Origin of the sequence: Candidatus Magnetaquiglobus chichijimensis (assembly GCF_045865675.1) — a bacterium.
Lineage (GTDB): Bacteria > Pseudomonadota > Magnetococcia > Magnetococcales > Magnetaquicoccaceae > Magnetaquiglobus > Magnetaquiglobus chichijimensis.
Map to the genome: position 1 here is coordinate 769,627 of NZ_BAAFGK010000004.1, position 18,521 is coordinate 788,147.

Here is an 18,521-nt window from a genome sequence, read left to right on the forward strand (position 1 = left end):
GACTCCTCCCTCATCCCCCGTGACCACGCCACCCCAACAGGGTGCGCAGCGTATCCACCAGGTTACCTTGACTGAAATCCCCCTTGACGATATAGGCATCCGCGCCGGCGCGCATGCCCCTCTGCTTGTCCTCCTCCCGGTCGCGGGAGGTCAGGATGATGATCGGCTTGTCCCGATAGCGATCCTCGCGCCGCAACCGTTCGGTGAGCGAAAAACCATCCATGCCCGGCATTTCCACGTCGGTCAGCACCGCGTCGAACTCCTCGGCCAACGCATGCCGCAAACCGTCCAGGCCATCCTCGGCCAGAGTGACCCGAAAACCGCACGCCTCGAGCATGTCCTTTTCGATCTCACGGGTGTTCAGGGAGTCGTCCACCACCAGAACCCGGTCGTGTCCCGGCTCGCGACGCTCCGGAATCGTCGCCACATGGCCACCCCGCAAACGTCTCGCCCGCTCCAGCAAACCAGGGGCATGCAACACGCTCACCAGGGCGTTCTCACCCGTGACCACCAGTCCCGACACCAACGGCGCCATCCGAAGCAGCTCCGGCATGGGGTGGATCACCATGTCGTGCTCATCCACCAGGTCATCGACCTCCAGGGCGAGTTTTTCATCCCGAATCGCCAGTACCACGACCAGCATCCCGAACGGCTCCTCCGCATGGGTGCGGGGCGTCGAACCGGAGCTGACCGCTCCCGGCGCGTCGAGCAGTTCGCTCAACCGGAGCAACGGCACGAACTCATTGCCCAGGATCACCATATCGCGATCGCCCAGGGAGAACACCGCCGAGCGGGACAGACGCCGGATCGCGCCCACATGCCGGGCCGTGAAGCCGTAATGGGCTCCGTTCACCTCCACCAGCAGCACCCGCATCATCGCCAGCGAAAACGGCACCCGCAACCGCAATGTGGTGCCCACCTCCGCCACGGTATCGATCTCGATGGCCCCGCGCAACTCTTCGAGCACGGTCTGGCGCACCACGTCCATGCCCACCCCGCGCCCGGAAAGGTCGGTCACGAAGGTGGTGGTGGAAAAACCGGGCAGAAAGATCAGATCCAGCGTTTCGCGCTCGGTGAGCGCCGCCACTCTCTCCTCGTTCACCAACCCCATGCGCAGCGCCTTGGCCCGGATCCGCTCCAGGGAGATCCCGGCCCCGTCGTCCTGAATCTCGATCACCACCTGTCCCGACTCCTGGCGCGCCGATAACGTCAACCGTCCCTGGGCCGGCTTGCCGGCGGCCAGACGGATATCCGGGGTCTCCAGACCGTGATCGATGGCGTTGCGGATCACATGGATCAACGGATCGGAGAGTTTGTCGATGATGCGTCGGTCCAGCTCGATCTCCGCGCCACGGGTCTGACACATCGCCTGCTTGCCCACCGAACGGGCCAGATCCCGCGCCAACCGTTGGGCGGGCTCGAAGATCACCGCCAACGGCAACATGCGCATCATCAGGGTTTTGTCGTGCAGCTCGGTCATCAGCGACTCCTGATCCAGCACATCCTCGCGCAACCGTCCCGCGAACAGATGCAACGGAACCGTCACGGAACCGTCCAGGCCGCTGGTGGCCAACTGTCGATCCAGGGTGGCGATCTCCACCAGCCTCTGGCGCATGCGGGCGTGACTGGAGAGCAGCTCCCCCATGAGCTTGATCAACTCGTCGAGCTTCTCCAGCCGCACGCGCACGGTCTCGACGTTTTTCAAACGCGGTTCCTCGCGCGGCCCCTCCGGTTTGGATGGCGCCCGGTCCGGCGTGACGACGGGGGAGGGGGGCGGCGGGAGCGGCGTTGAGCGGACATCCGACCCGGGCGGGGCCGGGGAGTCGGAACGCTCCGGCACGCCCGTCGAGACGACCGGCTCCGGGTTGGTCTGGGCGGGGACGCTCTCCGGCGCCACGGACGGGGACTCCTCGGCGGCCAGACGGATCAGGGTGGCCAACAACCCCGGATCGGATGGCGCCAGCCGCGCCCCATCCGGGGTTTCGGCCAGAATGTCCACCTGAGCGGAGAGCGCATCCAGCGCCTGACGCAGACATTCACCCGACTCGGCCTGGAAACGCACCCGCCCTTCGCGCAGACTGGCGAAAAAATCCTCGACCCGATGGGCGGTTTCGGTGATCGGATCCAGCTTGAGCATGCGCGCCGATCCCTTGATCGTATGCGCGGAACGGAACATGGCATGCACCACGCCGGCATCCCCCGACTCGAGGGATGCCACCCCTTCGCCCAACTGCCGGATATGGTCCCGCGCCTCTTCCACGAAGCGGGTGATGAACTTTTTCAGGTCAAGGGCCATGGGTCGCCATGACTCCGGAAGAAGAACCGACCGCGCGCATCTTCTCCAGCTGATGGGCGCTCAGAAATCGCACCTCGGCCAATGGCAGCCCCGGCGGCAGGTAATTCAACCCGGTTTCTCCGCCCCCCTCGGAGAGCAGTTGCAACACCACCCGATAGCCGTGCCGCGCCCGTTCGAATTCGTGGCCGAAACGGTGCAGTTCGGCCAGATGATAATGGGCCGGCCAGCAGTGATGGGCCCGATAGACCGCCTGCTTGAACCAGGCAATCGCCTCGTGGCTCTTTTTCTGCCACTTCGCGGCCACGCCCAGCAGCAGAAGGGCATCGATGGAGTCCGGATTACTCGCCAAGGCCATGCGGGCCACGCTTTCGGCCTGCGCGAATTCACGACGTTCGATCAAAAGATAGGCCCGGAGCAACGACGCACCGACATGGCCCGGATCGCTGGCAAGCAGCTCATCGAGCCGTGTGCGGGCTTCGTCGTGGCGTTTTTCGTCCACCAGACGGCGCGCCTGATCGAAACGCCCGTCGGACACATCGGATCGGGCCGCTTGGAGCGCGGCATCCAGAGAGGGGGAGTCCACCACCGGCAACGGGAATGAAATCGCCGGATCGCGCCCGATCGTCGGATGAGGCTCCACAATCGGGAACAACGGGGGCGACGCCACCAGGGGCACGGGCGAAGGCGCCTCCTCGGAACGCGCGGCGTTGATGAAATAAAACAGACCCTCCTCCTCCACGAGGCGCAAAACCCCCAGATCGTTGGCCAGCGTCTCCGAGGCCGCGACGATCAATACCCCCTCCTCGTTCAGCATCGAGGCGATGCGCCGCAACACCTCCAGACGCGTCGCCGGATCGAAGTAGATGGAGACGTTGCGGAACAGAAGAATGTCGATCCCCTTGAACCGGGTCGGAATCGGATCGGTGACCACGTTGAACTCGTGAAAGGTGACCGCCTGCTTGATCCGTTCGTGCAGACAGTGGGATTTGTCCTGACTGGTGAAAAAACGTTCACGCCAGTGCCGCTCCACGCCGCGAAAGGAGAAATCCGAATAACAGCCACGGCGCGCCTTGGCCAGAATCGTGCCGTCGATGTCGCAGCCCGCGAAGGTGAAGCGCGCGCCAATCCCCTCTCCATGGTGCTCGTTCAAGGCCATGACCAGCGAATAGATCTCTTCACCCGACGAACACCCCACGCTCAGGATGCGCACCGGCGCAAGCCGGAGACGCCTGGACAACAAACGTGGCACGATCCGTTCTACCAGAAACCGGAGCTGCTCGGGTTCGCGGAAAAAAAAGGTTTCGTTGATGGTCAACCGATTGACCAGCTCCCGAAACTCCTGATCGCTGGCGCGCAGATGATCCAGATAGAGGCGCGGGGAAAGATTCAAGGCGCCCAGCCGCTCGTGAAGCACGCGGACCAGATTGGCTTCGTTGCTCGTTTCGAAAACCAGACCGCAGCCGTTCTTGATCAGGGCCTTGAAGGGGGCGAGATCGAGGGTCATCGTCCGATCTCCGCAAACGCCAGGTCGGTCTGGGCCAGGCGGACCATTTCCGGGGCGATCAGATCCAACGGCACGATCCGTTGCACCGCGCCGGCGAGAATGGCCACCTGATTCATGCCGTAGATCAGGGAGGTGGCTTCATCCTGGGCGAGGGTGACGCCTCCTCGGCGGTGGATGTTCAGCATTCCCGCCGCGCCATCGCTGCCCATGCCGGTCAGAATGATCCCCACGGCACGCGATCCGAACACCTCGGCGGTGGAAGCGAGCAACCGGTCGCAGCTCGGTCGGTAGATGTCCGAATCGACCCGTTTTATAAGGGCCAGACGACGTTGCGGGGTGACCGTGAGGTGCATCTCCGAAGGGGAGATGTGGACCACGCCGGCCCGCAGGGAGTCCCCATCCTCGGCCAGATGCACCGGCAACCGGGTCACCGTGGACAGCCACTCCACCAGTCCGCCCGCAAAGCCGTCGGAGATGTGTTGGGCGATGAGCACCGGACAGGCGAAATCGCTCGGCAACGCGGCGAGAATCCTGGCCAGTGCCTGGGGTCCGCCGGTGGAGGAGGCGATGGCGAACAAACGCGGATAGACGAACGGATGGCAGGCGTCGTGAGACAACGGCACCACAGGGGGCCTGGGAGAGAAATTTTTCGACTTCAGGCGCGTGACCACCGACACCCCGGCCAACAGACGAACCTTATCCACGAACAGCGTGGCCGACTCGCCAACCAAACCCGGCTTTTCGATCACCTCCAGGGCTCCGAGCATGGTGGCCTCCAGGGCCTCACGGGCTCCGGCGGCGCTGCTCACCACCAGAATCGGCACCGCCTTGGCGCACATGATCTCCTCGATCGCCCCGAGCCCCCCCATCACCGGCATCTCCAGGTCCATGGAGACCAGATCCGGTTGCAACGCGCGCACCAGCTCCACGGCCTGCCGTCCGTTGGTCGCCTCGCCCACCACCTCGATCCCGCCGGCATCCTCCAGAATCTGCCGCAGAATCTGACGGGCCATCATACTGTCATCGGCAATGACGACGCGAATCATGCATGCTTCTCCCGATGAACGGCATGTGAGGCTGTATCAGTGTATAAATTTCCATGGATTGACCACAACAAGTCCTGGCAACCGGGAATGCATGAAGTCGATGAAGCTCATGGAACGCTCTCCGCATAAATCTTCACGGCTCATGATAACCGCGGGCGTGAATCCTGCAATGCCATGAACTGTGGCCCTTTGGTGAAAGCCTTCTGAACCACCTCATTCCACGGAACCTCCTTTTCCCGTGCCACGACTGGATGCATGGACTCCCGAACGCCAATCATGAAACCTTGCCCCCCATCGGATCCGTGAGTTTGAACTGGCGCACCATCTCCTCGAGACGCTGCGAGAGTCCCAGCATCTCCCGGCTCACGCCCGAAACGCGGGTGATCGACTGGGCGGTCACCGAACTGGCGGTGACGATCTCCCGCAGCGCGATCACTACCTGATTGCTGGCGATCTTCTGTTGCTGGGTGGAAAGCGAGATCTGTTGCGCCGAATGGCTGGCATGGGTGGCCGCCTTGACGATCTCGCCGAGTCGTTCGGCGGTGTGGGTCGAGGCGGTGGTGCCGGCGATGATGCCCACCGAACCCCGTTCGGTGTTCACCACCAGACGGCTGATCGAATCCTGGATCTCGTTGATCTTGGTTTCGATCTCCTTGGTGGAGTCGGTCACGCTGTCGGCCAGTCGGCGGATTTCGCTGGCCACCACCGAAAAACGACGCCCCGCCTCGCCGGCGCTCGAAGCCTCGAGGGCCGCGTTGAAAGCGATCAGGCGGGTCTGATCCGCCAGATTGTTGATGATCTCCATCACCTTGCCGATCTGCTTGGATTTGGTGCCCAGATCGACGATCTCCTTCAACACCATCTGCCGGTCATCGCGGATGTCGTTCATCCGTCCCATCACCGTCTGCATCGCCTCGGACCCCTTGCGGCTGCCGTCCAGGGTCTGGTTGGCGATATCGACCACCGATTTGGCCTGCTCGGCGATCTGGGTCGAGGAGGCGGAAAGCTCCTCCATGGTGGAGGTGATCTCGGCCACCGACGAGGACATCTGACTGGTGGTGGTCGCCTGACCCGAAATCGCGTCGGCGATCTCGCGCGCGGCACGATGCACCTGTCCGGCCCTGGCATCGACCTCGGCGGCCATCTCGTGGAGTTTCAGGCGCATCTCTTCGGTGGCGCGGGCCAGATCGGCGATCTCGTCGCGCCCCACCAGGGGGATGGCCATGGTCAGATCACCCGCGGCGACCCGGTTCACCCCTTGGGTCACGGCCTGGATGCGTCCCACCAGATGCCGGGCGATGAACATGGCCAGCAGCAGGCCGATCACGATCGAAATCGCGCCCATGCCGAACGAGGAGAGGCGTGCGTGTCGCAACGCCTCTTGATAGGCGGTGCTCTCCATGGCGATCTCCAGGACGCCGATGGATTTGCCGGAAAAATCGGAGATCTCCGCGGCCAGCACGGCATGGCTCTCCCCGTGGATCTCCCGATGCTCCAGAATCGGTTCGCCGTTCATGACCTTTTTCAACAGATCCGTTTCCAGAAGCGGTTTGTCCCCCAACGTGGATCCCACGGTCTTGAAGCCGTCCTTGTCGAGCAGATGCATGCCGACATCCACGCCGTTGCGCTGCTTGAAGGTGTCGAAAAAGGGTTGACCGAAGGTGAGGCCGAACTCCACCGAACCGAGATGCTTGCCGTTGTGCAAAAGCGGCACCACGCCGCGCGCTCCGAGTCCGGCCACGCCCCCCTCGAGACCCGACGAGATCTTTTGCTGTTTGTTGGTGGTCACCACCGTATACCGGAAGGTGGAGAGATCGTCCCCGAACTTTTCCGGTTTGTGAACCCGCAACCAGGAGGTGGCCGGCGGGGTATGAAACTGGAACTGCTCCACCCCGTGATTCTTGGCGAGGTCCGGATATCCGGGCACGAACAGCTCGGCCAGCGCCTTGCGATCGCCAGCGGCGAACTTCTCCTGGACCAGAGGCATGCTGGCCACCAGGGCGCTCATGGTGACCGCGGAGCGGCTTTCCGCCGCGATGGCGTTGTGAGCGGCCTTGAGATGGGCATCCAGGGCGGTCCGTTCCGACTGGCGGATCAGATCGCTCATGTTCTGGAGGTTGTCCGTGGTCAACAGGAGCCCGACCAGCACGATGGCAAAGCCCATCGCCAACATGATCTTGGCCCAGAGACGTAATTGATGCAGCATGCCTACCCTCGTTTGATGATGATTTCGAAACAAGATGGCCATGAGGCGTGGCTGGCGACCGCCCACGACCCGCGCCACCCCCCTGGGTGGTCAATCGGTGAAGATCCCCTCCAGGGTCTCCACCTGAACGATCCGACGACTCCACAGCGCGATCTCTCCGTCGCTGGCCGTAGCCACCCGTTGGCGCGCCGTGGTCGGCACGGTTCCAAAACGGGCCTCGATCAGTTCGAGCAGCATTTCGGCCCTGCCTTCCAAACGCCCCTCCTGGCGCCCCTCCTGGCGTCCCTCCTGGCGCCCCTCCAACTTGCCGAGTCCGTAGGATGACTCCACCATGCTGGCCTGGTAGTGGAGATCGTCCTTGTAGGCGGCATAGGCCTGACGTTCGGGCTCGGGCAGGCGCATCAGGTCCAACTCCTCCTTGGCCTGACGCAACCCCCTGGCGGTGAACTCCTCGCGGATCTCCTCATTCTTGAGAAAATAGACCCATTCGTCCAGGGTGTCGCGGGCCAGATCGTTGAAGCGGTTGACCTTGATCAGATAATACTCCGGAAAGATCTCGGCCACCGATTCCCGTTTGAACAGGGCCTTCTGTCCGTCGTTGAGGCGCAGTTCATCCCGCGTGTGCAGTCCGCGGAAGGTGGTGGTGCCGTGGTAGATGTAGTCGTCGCCCTGGCCGAGATCGAAGTAGAGGATGCTCACCGAGATCACCTTCACCACATCGGAGTAGGGGCGTCCCTCGGACAGATGCTCGGTGATGGCGCGCGCCCCCCCGTACAGGAGGCGATGGAAATAGTCGAGTTCCCGCTCGTATTGCACCTCGATGAGCACCAGTTCGCCGCGACTGTTCCGCACCTTGAGATCCACCCGGTTGGATTTGTCGAAGCGGTCGAACTTGTTGCTTTCGCTCTCCAGCACCTCCAGGATGGTGATCTCCTCCTTGAGGAGTTCGGTGAGGAACCCCTCGAGGATCACGAAGTTGGCCTTGCTGCGCAACAGCTGTTTCAAGGCCCAGTCGAAGCTGATCAGGCGCCGCCTGTTCATCCGTGTCGGGCCTCCACCCGAGACAAATCGCGCACCGCGCCCTTGGCCGCAGAGGTGGTGAGGGCAGCGTAGGCGCGCAGGGCCGCCGAAACCGGACGATCGCGCCCCTCCGGGAAGAAACGCGGGATGGCGGCGCGACGCGCGGCCAGGGTCGCGTCATCGACCGCCAGACGGATCGAGCGGTTGGGGATGTCGATTTCGATGCGATCTCCCTCCTCGACCAGGGCGATGGTTCCCCCCTCGGCGGCCTCTGGGGAGACGTGACCGATGGAGAGCCCGGAGGTTCCCCCGGAGAAACGACCATCGGTGATCAGGGCGCACGCCTTGCCGAGCCCTTTGGATTTCAGGAAGCTGGTAGGATAGAGCATCTCCTGCATGCCCGGTCCGCCGCGCGGTCCCTCGTAACGGATCAGCACCACGTCGCCGGCCTGGATCCGATCGCCCAGGATCGCCTCGCAGGCCGCATCCTGACTGGCGAAGATGCGTGCCGGTCCGGAGAACTTCCAGATTGATTCGTCCACCCCGGCGGTCTTGACGATGCATCCCTCCTCGGCCAGATTGCCGAACAGCACCGCCAGACCCCCATCCTTGGAGTAGGCGTATTCCAGACTGCGGATGCAGCCATTGGCGCGATCCAGATCCAGCGACGGCCAGCGCGCCTCCTGGGCGAAGGGTTCGGTGGTCGGGATGCCGCCGGGCGCGGCCAGATGACGCCGTTTGGCCGCCTCGGTGGCGCCTGGCGCGGCGATGTCCTCCCGGTCGAGGGCCTCGGCGAGGGTGGGAGCGTGGACGGTGGCGCATCCTTCGTGCAGAAGCCCGGCCCGTTTGAGTTCGCCGAGAATCGCCGGAATGCCGCCGGCGCGATGCACATCCTCGATGTGGTAGCGATCGGTGGATGGGGCCACCTTGCACAGACAGGGCACCCGGCGGGAGAGCCGGTCGATGTCGTCCATGGTGAAGGGGACCTCGCCCTCGCGGGCGGCGGCCAGCAGATGCAGCACGGTATTGGTCGAGCCGCCCATGGCGATGTCCAGGGACATGGCGTTCTCGAAAGCCTGGAAGGTGGCGATCGAGCGCGGCAGCACCGAGGCGTCTTCCTGTTCGTAGTACCGCTGGCACAACGAAACGATCAAGCGACCAGCCTCCAGGAACAGCGACTTGCGATCGGCATGGGTGGCCAGCAACGTACCGTTGCCGGGCAGGGCCAGCCCCAGGGACTCCATCAGACAGTTCATGGAGTTGGCGGTGAACAACCCGGCGCACGAGCCGCAGGTGGGGCAGGCGGACCGTTCGATGGTGGTCAGATCCCCATCCGAAACCCCCATGTCGCCGGCGGCGATCATGGAGTCGATCAGATCGAGCTTGCGGGTGACGCCGTTGCTCAACCGGGCCTTGCCGGCCTCCATCGGACCGCCGGAGACGAACACCGCCGGGATGTTGAGTCGCATGGCGGCCATGAACATGCCGGGGGTGATCTTGTCGCAGTTGGAGATGCAGACCATGGCATCCGCCGCGTGGGCATTGACCATGTATTCGACCGAATCGGCGATGATCTCCCGGGAGGGCAGGGAGTAGAGCATGCCGCCATGGCCCATGGCGATGCCGTCATCGATGGCGATGGTGTTGAATTCGCGTGGAATGCCCCCTGCCGCACGGATCTGCCCGGCCACCAGGTCCCCGAGATTCTTCAAGTGGACATGACCCGGAACGAATTGCGTGTAGGAGTTGGCGACCGCGATGATCGGACGGCCAAACTCGGACTCGGCGATGCCGGTGGCGCGCCACAGGGCACGGGCGCCGGCCATGTTGCGGCCATGGGTGGAGATGCGGGAACGATAGGCAGGCATGAATCTACTCCGGATGGTCTTATGAAAGGGATGCTGGAACGTGAAAGTGGATTGTCAAAGGGGCCGATGTGGTGAATAATGCCGTCAACTCACCAGAGAGGGTAGAGAAAATAAACATTCAGGACTACTTTTTTATAGCGGGCCGGGTCCATGGCGCAGTTCATCAACATCCATCCAAAAAATCCCCAGCCACGCCTGATCGCCCAGGTGGTCGAGGTGTTGCGCGAGGGCGGGGTGATCGTCTACCCGACCGACACCACCTATGGCCTGGGATGTGGCATCTCCAGCCGCAAGGGGGTGGAGCGGATCATGCGCATCAAACAACTGGCCAACTCCCACCAACTCTCCATTCTGGTCTCGGATCTCTCGGACATCGCCCACTACGCCAGGGTCGATAACGCCACCTACCGGCTGTTGAAACGGTTTCTGCCCGGACCCTACACCTTCATCCTGGATGCGACCCGCGAAGTTCCCAAAAGCATCCTGCCGCGCCGCAAGACCATCGGCCTGAGAATCCCGGATCATCCCATCTGTCTGGATCTGTTGAAAAGCCTCGGGGAACCTCTGCTCTCCACCTCGATGCGGTTCGCCAACGAAACCGAAATCATGAGCGATCCCTACATCATCCACGAACGAACCGATCACCTGGTCGATCTGGTGATCGATGCCGGAATGCTGCCCGCCTCGCCCTCCACGGTGGTCGATCTCACCGGACCCTCTCCAGAGGTTCTGCGTGCCGGGGCAGGGGATCCGACCGTTTTTTCCAGTTGATCACGCCCCATCAACCGCCTGTCGCGACTCCACGAACGATCCCATGTTCAAATTTTTCGTTGTCCTGGCCATTTTCGGCGGCATCGTCTACTACACGATGCGCAAGCGCAACATCTATATCTCCCTGAGTCCGAGCGGACAGGATGCCCTGTTGGGAACGGCCCGGCGCATCTGGCTGCTGATGCTAAGGAAGATCGGTCTGGCGTGAGACCCGCCCCACGCCAGTGACCCTTCGGGCCAGACGGAAAGAGGGGCGTTGTCGTGGGTGCCAGCCAGAAAGGGGGCTTTTCCGACGTGTCGCCGGCGAGGTTTTTTCGACGTGGGTGCCAGCCGGAAAGGGGGCTTTTCCGACGTGTCGCCGGCGAGGTTTTTTCGACGTGGATGCCAGCCGGAAAAGGGGCTTTTCCGACGCAGGTGCCCCGCCGGAAAGGGGGCTTTTCCGACGTGCCGCCGGCGAGGTTTTTTCGACGTACCTGCCAGAACCGACGCGGGGCAGCGTGGGGAAAGAAGCGGGGAGGGGGGTGGAACCGGAACCTCACTCCACGCAATAATAACGCGATGAGATCTCCACCATGGAACGCTCGAGCTTGGCCAGGTCGCGCTCCTTGCGTTGAATTTCCGCCTGAAGGTTGGTGATCGACTCACCGATGAAGGCGCGAATCGCCAGTCCGTGACCTTCCATCGAGGTTTCGGCGAGACGACGGGAGAAATCCCGCAGGGCGGCGTGATAGCCGTTCAACTCCTCCGTGAGCCGTTCCATATCGACCTGTTTCCCCTCCAACTGATCCAACAGACCCGCCCCCTTGCGGATGTTGCCCCGATTGAAAAAATCGGCACGTCGATCCATGAAGGTCTGTTGTGCGGCCCGGAATCGGGTGGTCAACTCCCTGGCCCAGCCCGGGGAGGTGTGTTCCAGGATCTCCCAGCGTTCACGCAACTGACGAAACTCCTTGGCCCCCTTGCGCCACTCCGTGGACCAGGCCAATGCCTCGGCCCGCTCCACCAATCCCACCACCTCGGCAAGGGGAGAATCGTTTCCGCTGCCATCGACCAGATCGGGGGCGATCATCAACCGACCACCTGGAAGGCGCGAATCGCTCCTTCACCCGTCTTCACATACCCCATGGGCTGGGTCTTGACCAGGCTTTGCACCAGGGCGAAGGTGGTTTCGGAAAGGACCACATCCCCGGCGGGAGCCACCTCCTGGACTCGCCTGGCCAGATCCACGCTCTCGCCGATCATGAGGATGGTCTTGTCGCGGGAGGAGAGGAGTTCCAAAGCGCCCAGAATCACCCGACCGGAGTGGATGCCGGTCTGGATGCGCAACTCCTTGTTGTCCGTGCGACGCTGGATCTCCGGCAGGGCGGCGTGAATGGCGCGCGCGCACTCGATCGCCTGCATGGCCCCCTTGTCCTGATTGCCGAAGGAGACGATCAGATGATCCTCCTGGATGCGGTCCACCACCGCCTCGCACCGCTCCAGCACATCCCCGAGGGCTGCGAAATAGTTGTTGAGCAGCATGACCAGGGTCTTGGGATCGAAATTCTTGGACATGACGCGAAAATCGGCGATTCCCACGGAAAGGATTGTGCGGAATTGATCGTTGGCCAGGTTGGTCTGTCCGGTGGAGACCTGCTCGGCAAAGTAGTAGCCGAGCTTGCGGTTCTGACGGGCCAGATGCTCCTCGGAGAGCACCCGTTCGATCTCGGCCAGAAAACGGTCGGCCTGGAACGGCTTGGTGATGAAAGCCTGGATACCCAGCGACTTGACACGCACTTCATCCTGTTTGGCGTCACGGGCGGTGACGAAGATGATCGGCATCTTCTGCCAGGGGGTGGGATCCTGACGCACCTTCATGCAGAGATCCAGACCGTTCATGTGGGGCATGTCATAGTCGGAGATCATCAGGTGGTAGCGTTTTTCGCGCAGCTTGGCCAGGGCCGCGACGCCGTGTTCCACGGAGTCGGCGGAAAGACCGTGGGAACGCAGGGCGGTGAGCATCATGCCGCGAATCACCGCCGAGTCATCGACGATCAGGATCCGTTCGGGACGGGCGGCTTCATAGCGCACGCTCTTGATCAGCCGTTTGACGCGGGAAAGCATCTCGTGGACCAGCACCGGCTTGGTGAGGTAGTCGTCCGCGCCGGCGGCAAACCCGCGCGACACCGCCTCTGCGGAGTCCAGCGAGGTCATCAGCACAAAGGGGATATCCTCGGTGCGGGAGGCGCGAATGCTTTTGCAGAGGCTGATGCCGTCCATGACCGGCATTTCGACATCCGAGAGGATCAGGTCGATGCGCCCGTTGCGTTCGTCGATGATCTCGGTGGCCTCGCGACCATCCCAGGCCTCGACCACCTCGTAACCCTCCTCCTTGAGCGGCGGGACCACCGTGCGGTGCATCAGGTCGCTGTCATCCACATAAAGGATCACCGGCTTGACCACCGAGAGGAGATTGGCGGTCTCCACCACGTCGGCGGAGGAGAAGGGCATGGTGAGGAAACGATCGGCCCGATGTTCGATCGCCTGCTCGCGCACCTTGGGGTTGGAGGAGAGAAAGACGATGCGCGTGGACGAAAGGGTGGGCTCCTTCTTGATCCGGTCGCACACCTCCAGGCCATTGGCATGGGTGAGTTCGGTACGCAGGAAGATGATGTCCGGCGGATCATCGACCATGGCGGCGAAAAATTCGGCATTGCCCGATTGCAGCATGGTCACCGCGTAGCCATGGCTTTGCAGCGTGCTTTTGAGCATCTGGTTGACCGTGCCCGAGTCGGTCAGGAGGAGCACTTTTTTCGGCGAGATATCCATGGTGCGTGCTTGCCTTAATGGGTTGCTTAGCGAATGCGCATGCCGGGGGTGGCCCCGGAGTCCGGGGAGAGCAGATAAAGTTCCTTGCCGCCCGGTCCGGCTGCCAGAACCATCCCCTCGGAGAGGCCAAAACGCATCTTGCGGGGCTGGAGATTGGCGACCAGGACGGTCAGTCGTCCGGGCAGGGTATCGGGAGGACAGGCTTCGCGAATGCCGGCGAAGACGGTTTTCTCGCCCAGTTCCCCCACGTCGAGGGTGAGGCGCAGCAGTTTGTCGGCCCCCTCGACCAGCGAGGCGGCGAGGATCCGGGCCACGCGCAGATCGATCTTTCCAAAGGTTTCGATATCGATGGTCGCGCTCGCCGAGGTCGGGGAGGGGGGGGGAACCGGCGGAGTCGGCGCGGCAGGGGCGGAGGCCGAGGCGGCGACCTTGGCATCGCCGTTCGAAGCGGCTGGAGCGCTCTTTCCGGCCTTGATCGCCGACTTGGCGTTGGCCTGGGCGATGCTCTCGACGGGCGGGGCCACGTTCTGGATCAGTTGTTCGACCTTTTTGGGATCGACCCGCGCCATAAGATGGGAGAACTCACCGATGCGATGGGCCTGGAGGGGTTGCAGACGGGCCTCCCAGGTAAAAGGCGGCAGGCGCAGGAAATCGCGACACCGTTCCGCCAGTTTCGGCAGCACCGGTTGCAGGTAGATCATCAGGATCCGGAAGAGTTCCAGAGCCACGGTGCAGGTGGCGTGCAAGGCGTCGCTCTTGTCCGGATCCTTGGCCAGGGTCCAGGGGGCCCTGGCCTCGACGTAGCGGTTGGCCTCGTCGGCCAGTTGCATGATGGCGCGCATCGCCTTGGCGTATTCGCGTCCGGCGTAGAAGGTGGCGATTTCATCTCCGGCGGCGACGAAACGGTCGCGCAGGCCGCCATCCTCCGGATAGCGCGCGCAAAGCTCGCCGTCGAACCGTTTCTGGATGAAGCCCGCCGAGCGGGAGGCGATGTTCACCACCTTGCCGACCAGATCGCTGTTGACCCGCAGGATGAAGTCATCGAGGTTCAGGTCCAGGTCATCGACCCGCGCGGTGAGTTTGGCGGCGTAGTAATAGCGCAGATACTCCGGATCGAGCAACTCCAGATACTGGCGGGCGGTGATGAAGGTGCCGCGCGATTTGGACATCTTTTGACCATTGACGGTCAGGAATCCATGCACGTAGACGGCGTTGGGTACCCGGAATCCGGCTCCATGCAGGGTGGCTGGCCAGAAAAGGGTATGAAAATAGAGGATATCCTTGCCAATGAAATGGTAGACCTCCATCTGGTCGTCGCGACGCCAGATGGCGTCGAAATCGCGCCCCTCGCGCTTGCACCACGCCCAGGTGGAGGCCATGTAGCCGATGGGCGCATCCAGCCAGACGTAAAAATATTTGCCCGGCGCATCCGGGATCTCGAAGCCGAAATAAGGTCCGTCGCGGGAGATGTCCCAATCCTGAAGGCCGGCTTCGAACCATTCGTCAAGTTTGTTGACCATCTCCGTTTGCAGGGCGCCGGAGCGGATCCAGGATTTCAGAAACGACTCGAAAGCGGTGAGACGAAAAAAGAAGTGCTCGGACTCCCGTTCCACCGGGGCATCGCCGCAGAGGGCGCAGCGGGGCTCCTTGAGATCCAGCGGGGCGTGGCTTCCGGAGCAGACCTCGCAGGCGTCGCCGTATTGGTCCTCGGCGCCGCAGGCCGGGCAGCGACCGCGGATGAAGCGATCCGGAAGGAACATCCCATCCCGTTCGCAATAGGCCTGTCGGACCTGACTGACACGGATGTTGCCCGCCTGACGATTGTTGCGATAGACCTCTTCGGAGAGCAGGCGGTTCTCTTCGCTGTTGGTGGTGTAGTAGTTGTCGAATTCGATGTGGAAGCCATCGAAATCGCTCGAATGTTCGGCGTGGATGCGAGCGACCAGGGTTTCCGGGGTGATTCCTTCCTGGCGGGCTCGGATCATCACCGGCGTGCCGTGGGTGTCATCCGCGCAGAAGTAGCGACATTCGTGGCCTTGCAACTTCTGGAAGCGCACCCAAATGTCGGTTTGAATGGTTTCGACGAGATGCCCCAAATGGATCTGTCCATTGGCATATGGCAAGGCGCTGGTGACGAGAATGCGGCGCATGGTGGTCCTGGCTTGAATTTTGAATCCGAACAGCTTGATGCGACGGATATTCTATGCCGGTTCCCGGCGACCGGCAAGACTCGCGATGACCCTTTTGAATCATTTTGATTGCCAAAAAACGGCAAATCCGGCCATGGTTACGTAAACTGGTCGTTTTGGATTCGATAACCAAACAATCATTAATTCATGTAACGTTATCCAGATAGATCTTTCCATGCAGTTCAAGTATTGATAATTTGATTATCGTTATCTATAATGCTTTTTACGATTGGGTCGTCATTTAACATAATATTCCTTATGCGACATTTGCCATGAAACGATCCCTGGACGTGGAAAGCTATCTGCGAGGCGTGGCGCGTGGCGAACGGTTCCGGGTCATCGATCTGCGCGGCGACTACCAGCACGCCCTTCCCGGCGCGATTCCCACCCGCTTCCATGCGGACATGTTCTATGAAGATGCAGACTGGGTCCAGGACATGCTCGGCGTGCGTTTCGAGCCAGGCGTGCCGGTGGTGCTGGTGTGCGCCAGCGGCAACGGCAGCCAGGAGGCGGTCGATCTGTTCATGCGCAAAAACCGACGCACCCCCTATACGGTGGTTTCCCTGGAAGGCGGCATCCTGGCCTACGAAGCGCGCATCCGGCGCTGGACCGAGGGTTATCGGCGTCAGGAGCAGTTTCTGGCCGAATTGACCGACATCACCACCCCTGCCAACCGTTTCCAATTCCTGATCGCCAGCCTGTGGGAACGGCGCAAGCCCAAGGGGTGGCAACGGTTGTGGCATCCGTCGAGCTGGTTCTGAACCATCCTCGGCACAAAGTCCGGCTCAACTTCCCCCTTCGAGCCGGAAGAAGCGCATCTTCTCCACCAGATCCCCGGCATGCCGACTCATTTCGCCAGCCATGTCGTTCATCCGCTCCGACGACTCCGAGACCTGACGAATCATCCGATCCAGCTCCCCGACCGCCCGTGACACCTCCTCGGCACCGCGATTCTGCGCTTCGGAGGCCGTCGCGATCTCTTGTACCAATCCGGCGGTGCGCTGAATCTCCGGCACCAGTCGCGCGATGATCCCGCCCGCATCCTCGGCCACCCGCACCGAGTCGATCGACAGCCGGTTGATCTCCCCTGCCGCCCCCTGGGAGCGCTCGGCCAGCTTGCGCACCTCGGCGGCCACCACCGCGAACCCCTTGCCATGCTCGCCGGCCCGCGCCGCTTCGATGGCCGCGTTCAAGGCCAACAGATTGGTCTGCCGGGCGATCTCCTCGATGATGCCGATCCGGCTGGCAATCTCTTTCATGGCCGCCACCGCCTGGGCCACCGCCTTGCCGCCCGCCTCGGCATCCCGCGCGGCATGGATGGCCATCTCGCCGGTGACGCGGGCACTGTCGGTATTGCGGGCGATGTTGCCGGACATCGACGCCATGGTCTGGCCGGTGGCGGCGATGCTCGTTGCCTGGGCCCGCGACCCCTCGGCCAACCGTTCGGACTCGCCGCGCACCACCTCGCTGCTCTCCACCACCGCGCCGGCGATCTGCCGAATCGTCCCCACCGTGTCGCGCAGGTTGTCCACCATGCCCCGCATCGCCCCATAAATCCCCAATCCGGTGTTGCAGGCGGTAAACCGCACCGTCAGATCCCCCTGAGCCACCCTCTGGCTGATCAGGGTCACATCCTCCAGATCGGCCATGTCGCAGCCGAGTTGACGCAGGATCTGCCGGGTATATTTCACGCTCATGGTGTTGGCCACGATCAGAATCACCACCAGTCCCACCACCATGGCATACAGGGTCTGGGTGGCCGCCTTCCGCAGAACATAAGCACGGTTTTGAAGCCGTTCGGCCACCACATCCTCGACATGCTTGACCAGATCGATCTTCTGGGTGATCTGACCGAACCAGTAGGCCGGCTCGATGCCGAAACCACCCGTGCCGGCCTTCTCGAAGGCGATCTGCCGGATCCGATCCACCTCCTCCACCGCCTTGCCATGAATCTTCTCCCGGTAGGTGGACACATCCTCGGGCATGGCGTTGGCGAGAAAGACCTGCAAATGGCTCTCCTGTCCGCCGAGCAGTTGTCCGAATTTTTGCAGAATGCCTGGCGCGAAACCGTCACGGGCAAAGGTGTTGGTGAGCGTGGCCCGCTCCAGACCCATGCGCTCCTTGGCCAACAGCAGATTCACATAGGCGGTGGCGCGGTTGGCCATCTCCACGTCCGCGGCCAGGGTGTTCACCACGCCGACCACCTCGAGCAATGCCTGGATGGTCCCCGTGTAGTAGCCCAGGGCCTCGATGGTCGGAATGGCCAATCCATCGACCTTGCCGCGCATTTCCTGGATGCCGTCCAGACGTTTCAGGGAGTCGTCGAGCTTTGTGTTCAACCCCTCGCCATGCGCCTGTCGATCGAAATCCTTCAGGAACGCGCGCAAATCGGCATCGCGGGGGTCGGTGGAAGCCTGACGTTGCCTGGGAAGTTCGACCTTGAACTTCTCCCCCTTACTGCCCAGAAAGCCCGAAGACATGCCCCGTTCCTTCTGAAGCTCATGCACCAGGGCGCCGATGCGCACCGCCAAGGCGCCCAACGACTCCATGGCCGCCATGCGTCCGGCAAAATCATATTTTTCCCAAATGGTATTCCCGCCGACCATGACCAATCCCAGGATCGGCAGCAGCAGGATGATGATGAACTTGGTCCGCATTCGCATCTGCATCGTTTGGATTTCCTCTTATGACACACCAACAAAGAAAACAGGAAAAACCAGCAATCCATGCAAGATTATCAAGAAGTCCGCGTACGATCAAGTTAATTTCACAAAAAAATAATCAATATCTGTTTGTTAATACAGTAAATTTTC

At 62.2% G+C, this 18,521-nt stretch carries 13 protein-coding genes; 3 read left to right on the forward strand and 10 right to left on the reverse strand.

Going from position 1 to position 18,521, the window contains the following annotated elements; translation table 11 throughout:
* Positions 1–10: 10 nt before the first annotated feature.
* From ACOY6C_RS07580 to ilvD, 6 genes are all read right to left on the reverse strand, one after another.
* Positions 11–2,296, reverse strand: a complete 2,286-nt coding sequence (locus ACOY6C_RS07580; protein ID WP_420904873.1) for a hybrid sensor histidine kinase/response regulator — start codon at positions 2,294–2,296, stop codon at positions 11–13.
* Positions 2,286–3,800, reverse strand: coding sequence for a CheR family methyltransferase (locus tag ACOY6C_RS07585; protein WP_420904874.1), 1,515 nt, complete (start codon positions 3,798–3,800; stop codon positions 2,286–2,288). Before ACOY6C_RS07585 ends, ACOY6C_RS07580 begins: the two co-directional genes overlap by 11 nt.
* Positions 3,797–4,846, reverse strand: a complete 1,050-nt coding sequence (gene cheB, locus ACOY6C_RS07590; protein ID WP_420904875.1) for a chemotaxis-specific protein-glutamate methyltransferase CheB — start codon at positions 4,844–4,846, stop codon at positions 3,797–3,799. The genes ACOY6C_RS07585 and cheB overlap by 4 nt, the downstream gene beginning before the upstream one ends.
* Before the next feature lie 274 nt (positions 4,847–5,120).
* The gene (locus ACOY6C_RS07595) at positions 5,121–7,052 is read right to left on the reverse strand and encodes a methyl-accepting chemotaxis protein (protein WP_420904876.1); all 1,932 of its coding nucleotides are present in this window, start codon (positions 7,050–7,052) and stop codon (positions 5,121–5,123) included.
* 90 nt (positions 7,053–7,142) lie between these two features.
* Positions 7,143–8,093, reverse strand: a complete 951-nt coding sequence (locus ACOY6C_RS07600) for an Rpn family recombination-promoting nuclease/putative transposase (protein ID WP_420904877.1) — start codon at positions 8,091–8,093, stop codon at positions 7,143–7,145.
* On the reverse strand, positions 8,090–9,940 hold the full coding sequence (ilvD, locus tag ACOY6C_RS07605) for a dihydroxy-acid dehydratase (RefSeq protein ID WP_420904878.1): 1,851 nt from the start codon (positions 9,938–9,940) through the stop codon (positions 8,090–8,092). The genes ACOY6C_RS07600 and ilvD overlap by 4 nt, the downstream gene beginning before the upstream one ends.
* Before the next feature lie 150 nt (positions 9,941–10,090).
* Here ilvD and ACOY6C_RS07610 point away from each other — a divergent pair, with 150 nt between their 5' ends.
* Entirely contained in the window at positions 10,091–10,711 is a 621-nt protein-coding gene (locus ACOY6C_RS07610) for an L-threonylcarbamoyladenylate synthase (RefSeq protein ID WP_420904879.1), read from the forward strand.
* Between the two features lie 43 nt (positions 10,712–10,754).
* Positions 10,755–10,919: a hypothetical protein gene (locus ACOY6C_RS07615; RefSeq protein ID WP_420904880.1), complete on the forward strand. Its 165-nt coding sequence runs from the start codon at positions 10,755–10,757 to the stop codon at positions 10,917–10,919.
* A 327-nt stretch (positions 10,920–11,246) separates the two neighbouring features.
* Here ACOY6C_RS07615 and ACOY6C_RS07620 read toward each other — a convergent pair whose 3' ends face one another.
* Genes ACOY6C_RS07620 through metG form a run of 3 tightly spaced genes read right to left on the reverse strand, consistent with a single transcriptional unit; the run spans position 11,247 to position 15,687 of the window.
* Positions 11,247–11,780, reverse strand: coding sequence for a DUF349 domain-containing protein (locus ACOY6C_RS07620; protein WP_420904881.1), 534 nt, complete (start codon positions 11,778–11,780; stop codon positions 11,247–11,249).
* Positions 11,780–13,519, reverse strand: a complete 1,740-nt coding sequence (locus tag ACOY6C_RS07625; RefSeq protein ID WP_420904882.1) for a response regulator — start codon at positions 13,517–13,519, stop codon at positions 11,780–11,782. Before ACOY6C_RS07625 ends, ACOY6C_RS07620 begins: the two co-directional genes overlap by 1 nt.
* Positions 13,520–13,545: 26 nt before the next feature.
* Complete coding sequence (gene metG, locus ACOY6C_RS07630; protein ID WP_420906102.1) at positions 13,546–15,687, reverse strand: methionine--tRNA ligase; 2,142 nt, start codon at positions 15,685–15,687, stop codon at positions 13,546–13,548.
* Between the two features lie 293 nt (positions 15,688–15,980).
* Here metG and ACOY6C_RS07635 point away from each other — a divergent pair, with 293 nt between their 5' ends.
* Entirely contained in the window at positions 15,981–16,469 is a 489-nt protein-coding gene (locus ACOY6C_RS07635) for a rhodanese-like domain-containing protein (RefSeq protein ID WP_420904883.1), read from the forward strand.
* Positions 16,470–16,493: 24 nt separating this feature from the next.
* On the opposite strand, the gene ACOY6C_RS07640 is transcribed toward ACOY6C_RS07635, so the two are convergent.
* On the reverse strand, positions 16,494–18,377 hold the full coding sequence (locus ACOY6C_RS07640; protein WP_420904884.1) for a methyl-accepting chemotaxis protein: 1,884 nt from the start codon (positions 18,375–18,377) through the stop codon (positions 16,494–16,496).
* Positions 18,378–18,521: the final 144 nt, after the last annotated feature.

Excerpts from the sequence above, each read along its gene's own strand:
- ACOY6C_RS07625 (WP_420904882.1), bottom strand. The coding sequence starts at position 13,519 with ATGGATATCTCGCCGAAAAAAGTGCTCCTCCTGACCGACTCGGGCACG.
- ACOY6C_RS07615 (WP_420904880.1), top strand. The coding sequence starts at position 10,755 with ATGTTCAAATTTTTCGTTGTCCTGGCCATTTTCGGCGGCATCGTCTAC.
- ACOY6C_RS07585 (WP_420904874.1), bottom strand. The coding sequence starts at position 3,800 with ATGACCCTCGATCTCGCCCCCTTCAAGGCCCTGATCAAGAACGGCTGC.
- ACOY6C_RS07600 (WP_420904877.1), bottom strand. The coding sequence starts at position 8,093 with ATGAACAGGCGGCGCCTGATCAGCTTCGACTGGGCCTTGAAACAGCTG.
- ACOY6C_RS07635 (WP_420904883.1), top strand. The coding sequence starts at position 15,981 with ATGAAACGATCCCTGGACGTGGAAAGCTATCTGCGAGGCGTGGCGCGT.
- cheB (WP_420904875.1), bottom strand. The coding sequence starts at position 4,846 with ATGATTCGCGTCGTCATTGCCGATGACAGTATGATGGCCCGTCAGATT.
- ACOY6C_RS07620 (WP_420904881.1), bottom strand. The coding sequence starts at position 11,780 with ATGATCGCCCCCGATCTGGTCGATGGCAGCGGAAACGATTCTCCCCTT.
- ACOY6C_RS07595 (WP_420904876.1), bottom strand. The coding sequence starts at position 7,052 with ATGCTGCATCAATTACGTCTCTGGGCCAAGATCATGTTGGCGATGGGC.
- ACOY6C_RS07610 (WP_420904879.1), top strand. The coding sequence starts at position 10,091 with ATGGCGCAGTTCATCAACATCCATCCAAAAAATCCCCAGCCACGCCTG.
- ACOY6C_RS07640 (WP_420904884.1), bottom strand. The coding sequence starts at position 18,377 with ATGCAGATGCGAATGCGGACCAAGTTCATCATCATCCTGCTGCTGCCG.
- ACOY6C_RS07580 (WP_420904873.1), bottom strand. The coding sequence starts at position 2,296 with ATGGCCCTTGACCTGAAAAAGTTCATCACCCGCTTCGTGGAAGAGGCG.
- ilvD (WP_420904878.1), bottom strand. The coding sequence starts at position 9,940 with ATGCCTGCCTATCGTTCCCGCATCTCCACCCATGGCCGCAACATGGCC.